Annotated in this window: 13 protein-coding genes; 6 read left to right on the top strand and 7 right to left on the bottom strand. The window is 65.3% G+C overall.

Annotation, left to right across the window (positions count from 1 at the left end):
* Window positions 1-328 precede the first annotated feature (328 nt).
* Window positions 329-1,315, top strand: a complete 987-nt coding sequence (locus AAF604_11925) for a DUF4388 domain-containing protein (GenBank protein ID MEM7050363.1) — start codon at window positions 329-331, stop codon at window positions 1,313-1,315.
* An 87-nt stretch (window positions 1,316-1,402) separates the two neighbouring features.
* On the opposite strand, the gene AAF604_11920 is transcribed toward AAF604_11925, so the two are convergent.
* Window positions 1,403-3,253 carry a mechanosensitive ion channel gene (locus tag AAF604_11920; protein MEM7050362.1) on the bottom strand — a complete coding sequence of 617 codons (1,851 nt, stop codon included), beginning with the start codon at window positions 3,251-3,253 and terminating at the stop codon, window positions 1,403-1,405.
* 210 nt (window positions 3,254-3,463) lie between these two features.
* On the opposite strand from AAF604_11920, the gene AAF604_11915 reads away from it, so the two are divergent.
* The 5 genes from AAF604_11915 (at window position 3,464) to mscL (ending at window position 6,631) form a co-directional block, all read left to right on the top strand.
* A complete protein-coding gene (locus AAF604_11915; GenBank protein ID MEM7050361.1) occupies window positions 3,464-4,045 on the top strand; it encodes an RNA polymerase sigma factor in 582 nt (193 codons plus the stop codon).
* Window positions 4,042-4,269, top strand: a complete 228-nt coding sequence (locus tag AAF604_11910) for a hypothetical protein (protein ID MEM7050360.1) — start codon at window positions 4,042-4,044, stop codon at window positions 4,267-4,269. Before AAF604_11915 ends, AAF604_11910 begins: the two co-directional genes overlap by 4 nt.
* Complete coding sequence (locus AAF604_11905) at window positions 4,259-5,083, top strand: hypothetical protein (protein ID MEM7050359.1); 825 nt, start codon at window positions 4,259-4,261, stop codon at window positions 5,081-5,083. The genes AAF604_11910 and AAF604_11905 overlap by 11 nt, the downstream gene beginning before the upstream one ends.
* A gap of 99 nt (window positions 5,084-5,182) precedes the next feature.
* On the top strand, window positions 5,183-6,046 hold the full coding sequence (locus tag AAF604_11900; GenBank protein MEM7050358.1) for a DUF481 domain-containing protein: 864 nt from the start codon (window positions 5,183-5,185) through the stop codon (window positions 6,044-6,046).
* Window positions 6,047-6,211: 165 nt separating this feature from the next.
* Window positions 6,212-6,631: a large conductance mechanosensitive channel protein MscL gene (gene mscL / locus AAF604_11895; GenBank protein MEM7050357.1), complete on the top strand. Its 420-nt coding sequence runs from the start codon at window positions 6,212-6,214 to the stop codon at window positions 6,629-6,631.
* A gap of 101 nt (window positions 6,632-6,732) precedes the next feature.
* Here the strand turns inward: mscL and AAF604_11890 are convergent, their stop codons facing one another.
* The 6 genes from AAF604_11890 to AAF604_11865 form a co-directional block, all read right to left on the bottom strand.
* The gene (locus AAF604_11890) at window positions 6,733-7,257 is read right to left on the bottom strand and encodes a GNAT family N-acetyltransferase (GenBank protein ID MEM7050356.1); all 525 of its coding nucleotides are present in this window, start codon (window positions 7,255-7,257) and stop codon (window positions 6,733-6,735) included.
* Between the two features lie 480 nt (window positions 7,258-7,737).
* The gene (locus AAF604_11885; GenBank protein MEM7050355.1) at window positions 7,738-8,904 is read right to left on the bottom strand and encodes a S53 family peptidase; all 1,167 of its coding nucleotides are present in this window, start codon (window positions 8,902-8,904) and stop codon (window positions 7,738-7,740) included.
* A gap of 126 nt (window positions 8,905-9,030) precedes the next feature.
* On the bottom strand, window positions 9,031-9,753 hold the full coding sequence (locus tag AAF604_11880; GenBank protein ID MEM7050354.1) for a DUF5715 family protein: 723 nt from the start codon (window positions 9,751-9,753) through the stop codon (window positions 9,031-9,033).
* Between the two features lie 51 nt (window positions 9,754-9,804).
* A complete protein-coding gene (locus AAF604_11875) occupies window positions 9,805-10,107 on the bottom strand; it encodes a hypothetical protein (GenBank protein MEM7050353.1) in 303 nt (100 codons plus the stop codon).
* 38 nt (window positions 10,108-10,145) lie between these two features.
* Window positions 10,146-11,018 (bottom strand): alpha/beta hydrolase, encoded by an 873-nt coding sequence (locus AAF604_11870; protein ID MEM7050352.1) that lies wholly within the window; start codon window positions 11,016-11,018, stop codon window positions 10,146-10,148.
* Window positions 11,019-11,272: 254 nt separating this feature from the next.
* Entirely contained in the window at window positions 11,273-11,884 is a 612-nt protein-coding gene (locus AAF604_11865) for an inorganic pyrophosphatase (protein MEM7050351.1), read from the bottom strand.
* Between the last annotated feature and the right edge of the window lie 158 nt (window positions 11,885-12,042).

Genomic DNA, 12,042 nt, shown 5'->3' with positions numbered 1-12,042 from the left:
CGGCATCGCCTCCTCGACTCGCCTTGGCGGCGCGCCGGAGGACCCATGGGCTTGACCCGCGGGGCTTTCATCTCGGGCTGTTGGCAGCCTGGGTTGTGGTGGCGGCTATACGTTTCAACTTAGAGATGATTATGCATATTTTGTCCTCGGTGGGAAAGCTGCGCGATTTGTCTTTTGGCCCCCGAGGATTGATTAGGGTGTGCGGGAATTCTTAGAGGCCTTGAGCTGTGACTTTGTGGATCGCTATGATCAGAATTCTTTTGAAGGTCGTTCTACCTTGAGCACCGCTGGGTCTTGGTCTGTTGAATGGGGAATTAGGGAGGGTGTCATGAGCCTCTCGGGAAGTCTTGCGCAAGTCGCGCTACCGCACCTGCTGCAGCTCGTTGCCACCAACGGTTTCTCCGGTAAGTTGTTGATCCGTCGGGCCGAGGATCAAGGCCTGCTGGTGTTCCGCGATGGACAGATCATCTACTCCGCGACCAATGCGGCGCGCGAGACCTTCGGCTCGATCCTGCTGATGCGGGGTCTGGTCAGCCGGGAGATCCTGCAAGAGGCGCTGGTTCGGCAGAGCACGGCGCTCGAAGAGCAGCGCCTCGGAAGTCTGCTCCTGGAGATGGGGGTGATCGACGAAGCGACCGTGCTGTCGGTGCTGCGGGAGCAGGTCGAGCAGACCCTCGCCGTAATGTTCCAGTGGAGCGACGGCCTGTTCAAGTTCGAGCCCCTGGAAATCCCGGAACGCGGCGAGATGGGGGTCGATCTGACCGACTTCGTGGTCGCCGAAGGCCTGCCGACGGACGAGATCGTGGAGCGGGTGATGGACCGCCTGCGCAGCAGCCGACAAGAGCCGGGGGCGACCCTCGGCATTTTGCGCCAGGAGCTGGCCGGTACCGAGGTGACGGCCGAGATGAGCTCGCGAATTCTCGAGGTCGGAGCCGACGTCTTTCAGCGCTGCTTGCTCTTTCAGCGCGTTGGAGGGGAGCTGCGAGGCGTCGGCCAGCGCGGGATCGAAGGGGGCGATGATCGCGTTCGGGAGCTCAGGGTCTCGCTGCAGGAGCCCTCCGTGTTGCGCCGGGTGGTGGCGGAGAAGATACCCTTCTGGGGGCCGCTCGATCCGTCGCCGGTACACGGCGCCCTGTCGCAGTGGCTCGGCCGCCGCCCGACCGGCGTGATGGTGGTACCGATCGCCGTCAACGAGCGAGTTTCGCTGGTCTTCTTCGGTGACCGCCTCGAGTCGGCCTCGGGCTGGGCGCCGCCTTCCGAGATCGCTCCGCGTCTGGCCGCCGTCGGCCGCCTCTCGGGCCAGGTCGCGACCTGAACCAGAGCCGCGAAGGCAACAGCCCTCGGTTTCCCGAGGGCTGTTCGATATGCGACCACCGGGGACTCTCGAGAGCCCCCGATAGCCCTACAGATTGCCGCGATCGATGATCTCGCGCGCTTTCTCTCGGCCGCCCAGGCCGAAGGCCAGGCCGAGCGCCAGGGCGGCGCCACCGAGCACCGCCGAGACGGCGATGACGATGATTTCCTGACCCACTCCCAGCTGGTTCAGGCCCATGCTGAAGCCGAGGAAGACGATTGCCCACTTGGCCACCGCCTGAACGATCGCGCGATGGGCCGAGCTCGCCAGGACCCGTCCGAGCAGTTCCGAGACGTAGTGGCCCAGGCTGAGGGCGGCGAGAATCACCGCCAGGCCGATTCCCAGGCTCGGCAGGAACGCCAGCAGGCCTCCGACCAGGTCCGAGAGCTGGTGTAGGCCGAGGGTGGCGAGGGCCTGCTCGGCGGTGAGCAACAGGATGACCGCCATCACCACGGTGCCGCCGATGGCGGACAGCGACATGGCGCCATCGCGCGGTTCGAGAAAGCTCAAACCAAGGCGTTTCGGCAGGCCGTCGAAGCCGACACCGGAGAGGAACGACTCGACGAAGCCGCGCACGGCGCGGGCGATGTAGTAGCCGACGGCGATCACCACCAAGGCGACGAAGATCAAGGGAATCGCGGCCATCAACTGTTCCAGGGTGCTCTTCACCGGATCGGAGATGGCCTGTACCTTGAGGCTGTCGACGGCGGCCACCAGAATCGGGATGATGATGAAGAAGAAGGCGACCGCACCGGCGATCTCCGAGACCTTCTTGGTTTTCTCTCCCTGACCGAAACCGAAGCGTTCGGCGACTCCGTCGATGCCGGTGGCGGCGAGGAAGTTGGTCACGATCTCGCGCACCACGGTGGCGATGATCTTGCCAACGAAGAGCAGGATCAGGGCGGCGACGATGTTGGGGATGAAGCCCAGCACCTTGGCCATCATGTCGCGCAGCGGAGCGACCAGCGACTCCTGGCCGAGGGCCTGCAGGAAGGGCAGGATGCCGAGCAGCAGGATGATGTAGAACAGCAGCCGGCCGACCAGCGCACTCGGGCCGACGGTTTCGCCCTTGATTTCCCGTGGCGGCAGGAAGCGGCCGGCGCGCTGGTCGAAGCCGAGGGCGCCCAGGCCTTTGGTCGCCGCCAGCTTGACGACGCTGCCGATCGCCCAGTAGGCGAGTAGGATGACCGCCGCCTTGAGCAACGAAGGCACCGCACCGGTGACCGTGTTGAGGACGTTCTGGAGCGGGCTGGCGACCAGCTCGAGATCGAGGGCGTTGAAGAAGGCGACGAAGCCGAAGAGCAGAATGATCCACTTGACCACCGTGCCCGCGATGTCGTCGACTTTGCGCTCGCTACCGTCGCTGCGCTTGAGGAAGCCTTCGAGGCCCCAATCGCGAGCCAGTTTCTCGTCCTTGTCGGTCAAGCTCAGGACCTTACGCACCGCTGCGCCGGCGAGCAGCGCCACCAGCCAGAACAACAGCAGCAGGGCGATGGCCTTGACCACCGACGGAAAAGCCGCCGCGAAGCGCTGGCCCATCGGCATCAGGACCTCGCGCCACTGGGCCTTGCCCTGGCTGGCGACCTCGGCGAGGCCGCCGCTGACCGCGCCGGCGGTCTCGCTGACCGCTTCACCGACGGCTCCGACGCTCGAGCTCGCGGTCCGCTGGGCGCCACCCACCACCGTCCCCACCACCGAGGGATCCTGGTCCGCCGTCGCCGCGGGATCCGTTGGTGCTGGATCGGGGGCTGTCGCCGGGGCGGTCGGGTTGTCGACCTCTGCACTGCTGACGGACGTTCCGGCGGTCGCGCCGGGGTCGGGCTCCTGGGCCGCCAAGGTCATGGGCAGACACCAGATCAGAACCGCGAGGAGCAGGACTCTTCCTGCGATGGTCATCATCCTCATCTCTTCGAACCTCCATGGCATTCGGAAACTCGGCGGCCGACCAGTGGTCGAGCTCGACCCGGCTCGTCGGTGCCGATTCATGTCGATCGTGATGGGTTCTCCCGCGGGGCGAATTCGCCCATGGGGAGCACCTCCATTTCCTCAGACAAGTCGTTGCGCAAAAAGTCACGTGACTTTTTGTGTTGTGCCCGGTCTGGAGAGTTGATGAGCTCGCTCGAAGACCTTCCCGATGAAGAGCTGGTCGAGCGCTGGCGGCAGGCGGAAGACCGAGACTTGCGGGCTTTCGAGATTCTGGTGGCGCGCCACGAGGCCCAGGTGCTGGCCAATTGCCGTTACCTGACGGGCGGCTCGGAGGAGGCTCGGGACCTTGCTCAGGAGGTCTTCGTGAAGGCCTTCTTCGGTGTCGACGGATTCGAGGGCCGGGCACGTTTCGGGACCTGGGTCCAGCGCATCAAGATCAACCACTGCCTCAACTTCCTGGAGAAGAACAAGCTCCGGAATGCGGTGTCCCTGGAGGACGAGGTGGTGGCCGTGGCGCCGCAGATGCAGGTGCCGTCGCGGGCCGAGCAGGAGGTGGTGTCGCGGCGCGATCGGCGACGCATCGCGGCGATCTTGCGCCAGTTGCCCGACACCTTGCGGGTGCCCCTGGTGTTGCGCGATGCCGATGGCCTCAGCTACCAGCAGATCGCCGACACTTTGGGCGTCGGGCTTTCGGCGGTCAAAATGAGAATCAAACGTGGCCGAGAAGAGTTTCGCCGACGCTACCGGCGGGAGGTGGAAGGATGACCCGAGACGACGCGATGGGCGAGCCGATCAGTCTGCTGGGCGATCTGCGCGAGCCGCCGCGGGAGGGCTTCGTAGAGCAGGTTCGGCAACGTATCGAGCGCCGCCACCTGGCGGCGGATCTGGTGGGCCTTTCGTGGTCCGCCGTGACCCAAATCACCCGGGAGCTCCTCGGTGCCACCTTCGACCTGATGGGTTCCCCCGAGGAGAAGAACGATGATGGATGAGACCGTCGCCCTGGGCGATCAATTGCTGGTGGCCTTCGATGGTGCCTTGCGCTCGACCGTTGCCGCCCTGCCGCGAGTGCTCCTCGGGCTTCTTCTCCTGGTGTTGGCGCTGCTGGTCGCCAAGTGTTGCGAGTGGATCCTGCGAGGCGCCCTGCGGCGCCTTCACTTCGATACCTTGATGGCGAAGCTGGGTCTCGACAAGAGCCTCGAGAGGCTCGGCATCTCGGCACCGGCCCATCGCCTGGTGTCGCGGGTTATCTACTTCCTGCTGCTCTTCCTGTTCGCGCGGACGGCGGCCGAGGCGCTGGGGCTGAGTGCCGTCGCCGAGGCGATGGGAGCCTTCCTCGCCTATCTTCCGCGGCTCGTCGCGGCGGTGGTGATTCTGATTCTCGGAAGCCTGGGAGGGCAGGTGGCGGGTCGTGCCGTGGGGCGGATGGCGGCCGGCGCCGGTATCGACTTCGGATCCTCCCTCGGCAGCCTGGCCTCGGCCTTGATTCTGTTCGTGGCCGGGATCATGGCCCTGAGTCAGCTCCGCATCGAGACAGAGATCATTCGAATTGTTACTCTCTGTTGCCTCGCCGGTCTGGCCCTGGCCTTCGGTCTGTCTTTGGGCCTGGGAACTCGGGACATCACCCGCAGCATCCTGGCCGGTTTCTACGCTCGCAAGATCTTCCGAGTCGGAGACGAGATGGAGATTCGCGGCGAGCGGGGTGTATTGAAGGTCATCGGGCCGACTCAGACGCTCCTCGAGCACGAGGGACGGACGGTCGCCATCGCCAACAGCGTCTTTTTGGAAGACGTCGCTCGCCAGTAGACCGCCGTTCGGCGGTTACGGCCTCCTTGGGAACAACGACGAGCCCCTGCCTGCGGTGGGGGTAGCAGCCCTTGCTCGTAGCTCGAGGAGAGACAGATCATGAAGCAGAGCCTGAAGTGGACCGCACTCTGGTTGGGAGTGTTGCTGTTCCCCGGACTGACCGGGGCCGAGGAGGAGGAAAGAAAGCTTGGCTGGTCGGATGTCGCCGAGCTCACCTATGTTGCGACCGGGGGCAACGCCGAGGCCGAAACCCTCGGCCTGCGGAATGTCCTGGAGCACCAGTGGGAGAAGGCTCGATTCGAGCTGGTGGCGGCGGCCTTGCGGGCCGAATCGACGGTGACGCCGCGTACCGCGATCGGCGATGGCACCGGCGGCTTTCGGGTGCGGGAGGACTCGGAGTCGGACCTGACGGCGGAGAACTACCTGCTCGCCGGGCGCTACGACCGCCATCTGACGGATGCATTTTTCTGGTTTTTCGGGGCTCGTTGGGAGCGCAACGAGTTCGCCGGCTTCGAGAACCGTTACGTCGGTATCGCCGGTGTCGGCAATGTTTGGTTCGACGACGAAACCACCGCCCTGCGCACCGACTACGGCCTTACCTACACCAAGCAAGATGATATCTTCGAAGGCGAAAATTCCGACGATGGTTATCTCGGCCTGCGATTGTCCTACGACTATCGGCGCCTGCTGACGGAGAGCACCACGTTCACCAACGTCCTGGCGATCGATACCAACTTCGATGAGACTTCCGACTATCGGGCCGACACGACTCTAGCGCTGGCCGTGGCGATGAGCGAGCGCTTGGCTCTCAAGACCAGCTTGCAACTGCTTTACGACAATCAGCCAGCCCTGACGGAAGTCGACCTGGTGACCCCAGTGGCGTCACCCGGCTCCCAGACGGTGCTGGTCGAGCTGGACGATCTGGATTCCATCTTTTCAGTCGCTTTGGTGGTGAGCTTCTAGACGACGCTGGTGCCCGGCTTCGGGCCTCGAGGTCAGACCGCCGCGTGGGCGGAGGGCCGAGCCTCGGGCCGAAGACTGGACGTTCGAGGATTCCGCGACGGCTGGACTGCGGCGCGGAAAACGCAGTTTGAACGCACCCTGCAGAGCGGGGAAGGAGGGTTTCTCATGTCCATGATGGAAGAGTTCAAGGAGTTCGCGGTCAAGGGCAATGCGATCGACATGGCGGTCGGCATCATCATCGGTGGTGCCTTCGGCAAGATCGTCAGCTCGCTGGTCAATGACGTCATCATGCCGCCGATCGGCAAGATGCTCGGCGGAGTCGATTTCTCGAAGCTGTTCATCAACCTGGGGGACGTTCCCTACGACACCCTCGCTGCCGCCCAGGAAGCCGGGGCGCCGACGATCAACTACGGCAGCTTCATCCAGACGATCTTCGATTTCGTGATCATCGCCTTCGTCATCTTCATGATGGTGCGGGCCATGAACAAGGCGCGCAAACAGGAAGAGGAAGCGCCGGCCGAGCCGCCCAAGCCCTCCGAGGAGGTCGTCTTGCTGCAGGAGATTCGCGACTCCCTCAAGCGTTAGCGACCCGACCCATCGGCCGACGACGAGGGGCCGTTGCTCGGCTCCTCACCAGAGGGCGCTCCGCGCCCTCTGGCCGTTCACCTCCGCAGCGAAAGCCGCCTTCAGGGCAAGCGCTCGAAGAGCAGGATCTCTGCCGCCGCGCATTGGCGGAAACCGCACTTCTCGAGAACTCGGATGGACGGTCGCGAGTCCGGTCGGGTTTCGGCCGTCACCCGCTTCACCCGGGGCTGCTCGAAGGCCCAACGGACCAGCGCTTCGACCGCCTCCGGTGCGAATCCCTGGCGTTGATGGTGGGGCAGGATCGAGTAACCGATCTCGACCGTACCGGCGGATGTCGGAAGGCCCTGGAAGCCGCCGCCTCCGATCAGCTCGGGAAGCCCCCGATCGCCCGTCGGGCGCAGGAAATACCACAGTCCCCAGCCGACGGACTCCGGGTTGTCGCGCAGAAACAGGCGGTTGTACGCCATCGAGCGCCGGTCGTGGAGGGGCGGCGGCCAGTGCCTCGGCACCGCGGCGCCGAGACCTCTCGCCAGGCTCTCCCGACCTTCGAGCTCGGCCTCGGCGAGCGCGAGGGTCGAAGGCCACAGCAGCAGGCGGCGGGTCGAAAGGCGAGGTGAAGAATCCATGGTCGCGGCGGGGCGCAGGCCCCATCCCCTGGATCCGTGTCGCCAACCGGCCACGAGCGGGACAAACAACCTCCAGAAGGGCAACTCGAAGGAAGCAAGCAAGCCGCGGCGCCGCTGAGCCGAAGATGCGGCCACCCGGCCGAGGAGTGCCTCGAGGTCTCGAAAAGTTGGTGAGAGAAAGCAAGCCGTCTGCTAGAGCAGCAGACGGCCACCGAGCGCGATCAGCGCGAGGCGGCGGCCTCGCCGCCGAGGTCGGGCGTACCTGGGCTGCCGTGAGGCGCGCGACATGCGCGAGATGCCGAGCAACGCAGCCCGACGGTGGCGCCAGTATCCTCGGCAGGACGAAGAAAGCAGCCGTCTGCTTTGGAAGCAGATGGCTACCGAGCGCGAAGCCGCGAGGCAGCGGCAGAGCCGCTGAGGACGGGGGTGAGGCCGCACGACACGTGCGTGCGGCCGAGGGGGGCGCCTTTAGCCCCCCTGCTAAGGAAACGCCTCGAGGTCGGCGGCAAGGGCGGCGAGGAGCTTCTCGCCGTGGGGACTGCCCCAGCCGGTGACGGGATCCCACCCGAGGCTGGCGCGAAAGCCGCCGTTCGAGCCCGCCACGACATCGCGGAAGATCGACGGATCGTCCTTGGCGATGCGGTAGAGGCGTGGATTGACGTGACCGAGGCGGCGGCCGAGGGCCTCGTTGAGGCGCGCGATGAGGGCAGCCCACAGTGGGGCGGCGGCGCTGGTGCCGGCGGAGCCTTGCTCGGCGCCGCCGAGATAGAAGGTGACGCCGGAGCGTTGATCGGCGAGGCCGGCGACGTCCGGAACGCCGCGGCCGAGGCCGGGGAGGGTCGAGCAGACGATGCGCTGCTGCCACTCCGGGCGATCGAACAGCTTCGAGGCACCACCGGTGCTGGCGTAGAGGGTGCCGCCGACGTCGACCGACCAAACCACCTCTTCGAGGCCGGCGCCATCGAGGGAGGTGCCGCCGCAGGCCAGGGCATAGGGGCTGCTGGCGGGAAACTGCACCCAATCGATGGCGGTGGCCTCGTCGGCCGCCGGGAGGCCGACGCCGGAACCGGTGTCTCCGGACGAGGCGCAGAGGGTCATGCCCTTCTGGGAGGCGAGGGCGAAGAGCTCGTCGACGGCCTGGATGACCCCGGCCTTGGCCTGGCCGTCGGCCATCTCCTCGGGCTCCGGCCAGCCCCAGCTCAGGGAGATGACGGAAGGCCGGTGGGTCGAATCATGAATCGCCGTGAGCAGCGTGTAGAGAAAGCCCTCGGCGTCCGCGCTGGGCGCGAAGTAGACCACCAGATCGGCGCCCGGCGCGAAGGCGGCGGCGATCTGCACGTCCATCGAAGTCTCGAGGGTGGCGATGGCGTCGGGCGGCGGTGCCGAGCCTTCGGCCAAGGCCTTGACGAGCTGCTGCAGTATCTCGCGGCTCACCGGTCGGTTGGTGCCGCGACTCTGGTGGCCGGGCACGCTGACGTCGACGATCTTGGGGGCCGGTTGACCGAGGCTGCGAAAGAGAAGCTCGACATCCTCCGGGTAGTAGCCGCCGCCGAGGGCGATGATGCCGATGGTCTCGCCCTTGCCGTCGACCTTCTCCGGAAAACCGTAGAGATTCGCCAGCTCTGCTACCGAAAGTCGCTGTGACACTTGAGGCTCCTCCCCAGAAACCGCAGAAAACTCACCGCAACAGTATCAATCGCCGGCCTCGGCGGATCGAGAGGGGGCTCTGGCGCGTCTTTTTTCTCTGGATCGTTCGGCGAAAGGTCGCACGAACTAGTCGTCGCTCGGGACCTTCAGCATCTGCCCCGGAAAAATGCGATTCGAATCGAGGTCATTGAGGCGCCGTAGGACCTCGACCTCGGTGCGATGCTTGCGAGCGATCTTCCACAGCGTGTCGCCGGAGGCGACGCGGTAGGTCTTGGCGTCGCCGCGATTGCGCAGGCCAGCGACGTACTGGCGGTAGGGGCGCGGAAAGATCGCCAGGTGATAGTGCGGCGGCCAGCGCTCGCGGGTGGCCTCGAGCACTTTCTGACCTTCGAGGTAGAGCAGCGTGCGCTCGAGCCAGCGCCGGCAGTCGCGGCTGCGGCTGCGGCGGAGATCGAGGGCCATGCCGGTGGGATGAACGCTGCGCGGTGAGGCGTTCCAGGGCTGGTGGCTGCGCGGTCGCGTCAGGCTGGTGACGGTCAGTGGCTCGCCGCAGGCGGCACGATACTGACGGGACAGTCGCTCGACGAACAGGCGGACCTCGGGCCGACCGTAAGGAAACGAAACGCCGTCGAGGCGATAGTCGCGATTGCCGGTGATCGGCACCAGCCAGCCGCGTTCGACGAAGCGGGCGACCTGGGCCGGGTTGCGGAGAAAGGTGAAGTCGTGATCCCGGGCCTGGTGATTCTGGGAGTTGAGGGAGCTCCGGCTGGGTTTGAGGCTCTGGCCTTCGATCGGCGTCGCGGCGCCCGGCAGGAGCAACAGGCCGAGGAGGAGGTGAAAGGGCTTCATGGCGTGCGGACGGGCCGGAACTTTGGAAATGATAGCCGAATCGCAGCTCGATCAGGCCTCGCTGCACTGGCAGCACACGCGGCTCATCGGCAGCATGAAGGGGTCGAAGCCTTGTCGCTCAGGGTCGAAGGTCGCCTCCAGCACCTCGAGCTCCCACAGGCGTTCGAGGCGAAAGGTCCGCCATCCGAGGGCGGCTCCCGAGGAGCTGTGGCCATCGGTCTGGTAGACCAGAACGAGCTCCGATCCGTCCCGGCTCTGGCCGTGGGCGAAGGGTTCGCCGACCCGGTAGCCGCCCTTGTAGAAAAACCGAATCTGGCGCTGTCCGGCGATGGCGGAGCAGACCTTCGAGTTCATCACCCGCTCGGGGATGGCTCCGATCCGGGCCTCGGGCTTCACGAGGCCGTCGCGCTGGTGGTCGCCCGCAGGCGCTGATCCCGAAACCGCATGAGCTGGCGCAGGTAGCCTCGGCCGCCGCGCAGGGCGACATTGCGGTGGTTGGCTCGCGGGACGAGAAAGAGCTGCTTGGGAGCCGTCGCCGCTTCGTAGAGCTCGACACCGAGCTGGTGTGGAATGGTGCGGTCGCGCATACCGTGGATGAAGAGCTTCGGGACGCTCAAGGACTGCACTTTGTCGCGGCTGCGGAACTGATTGCGAGCCACCCAAGCCGGCAGGCGAGGGAAGCGCACTCGCGCCATGCCGCGAATATCGGTGAAGCTCGACTGCACCACCAGGCCGGCCACCGGGCGGTCGAGGGCGCAGTCGATGGCGATGGCGCCGCCGAGCGAATGGCCGAACAGAATGATCTGCTCGGCGGGCTGGCCGAGGGGTCCGGTGAGATGGTCCCAGGCGGCGCGAACGTCGAGGAAGACGCCTTTCTCGCTCGGCGTTCCGGCGCTCTGGCCGTAGCCCCGGTAGTCGAACAGGAAGAAGTTCATGCGCAGCGGCCGGAGGCGTTCGAGAAGGGCGATCTGGTGGCCGATGCTGCCGGAATTACCGTGGCAGAAGAGCACCGTGCCGCGGGCTCGGGGGTGGACGATCCACCAACCGTGGAGGCGTCGTCCGTCGCGGCTCTCGAACCATTGATCCTGCGCTTGCGGTCCGAAGGGGCTGGGCGGCGCATCGACCTCCGGAAGGCCCTGTGGCTCGAAGATCTGGCGGCTTTGGAACTGGTGACGCAAGAGGCCCAGCAGGCCGACACTGCCGGCGACGGCGAGGGACGGAAGGACTAGGCGTTCGTGAGGCTTCTTCTCGGGAGTGACTGCCATAGGGGTTCGAATCCTCGTACAAGGAGTGCGGTGCGGGCACCGAATCTCCGGTCTTTTGCTTCCGCCGAGAGCCCTCTTCTGAGGTGCCCTCACAAACACCTATACGAAAGGTGAACCTGCGGGGGTCTATGGAAAAACTGGACTCGGGCCCGGAAGGACGTAGAATAGGGGCTTGCTGGTGGCGTCCGAGCGGACGTCGGAGGGTGGTTACGGGGGATTCGCGAGATCTTCCGTAGGGCTCTTCGGCGGCGACCTCAGGCGCCGAATTCGGCTGCGTAGTCTCGCATCGAGGCCGCGACCACCGCTTCGGCGTGCTCGCGGTCATAGACCTGTTCGATGGAAACTCCGGTCTCGGAACCGGGGACCAGCTTGTAGGTCAGAAAATAGTGGCGCAGTCGCTCGACCAGGATTTCGGGAATGTCCGCCAGGCCCGCGGCATGTCCCCACAGGTTGTCTCCTTCGAGGACAGCGATGATTTTGTCGTCTGCTTCTCCTTGGTCAACCATCTGGAGGCCTCCGACCACTCGCGCCTTGACGATGACCTCGGCGCGGTCGATGGGCCTTTCGGAAAGTACGCAGAGGTCGAGCGGATCGCCATCCCCTTGCGTCGCCTGGGGCGACAAACGCTCGACCTCTTCACCGCAGAAGGTGCGAGGAACGAACCCATAGAGGGCCGGGGGCTGGGAGGAGGATCGCTGCGGCCGATCGACGGCCAGATATCCCGTCGTCTTGTCGATCTCGTATTTGACCAGATCGAAAGGCGTCATCTCGATATAGGCATGGACCACCCGCGGTGGATCCGGACCGACATCGAGACCGTGCCAAGGATGCGGTCGCCAGCGATAGAAGGGCTTGGGAAAACTCATTGCCGAATAGCTTAGCAAGCAGTGGTCGCGGTTGTGACGACGCGTTGGAAAAGTCCTTCACAGCTCGACGGTTGACAAATCGGACTGTTTCGGTCCAGAATAAACACCAGTTAATGAGACATCGTCTCAATAACGCTGGAAGAGGCCGAACCCCTGAT

The organism is Acidobacteriota bacterium (assembly GCA_039028635.1).
Taxonomy (GTDB): Bacteria; Acidobacteriota; Thermoanaerobaculia; order Multivoradales; family JBCCEF01; genus JBCCEF01.
Note: the sequence above shows the minus strand (reverse complement) of the source record. Positions and strands in the feature narration are given on the sequence as shown.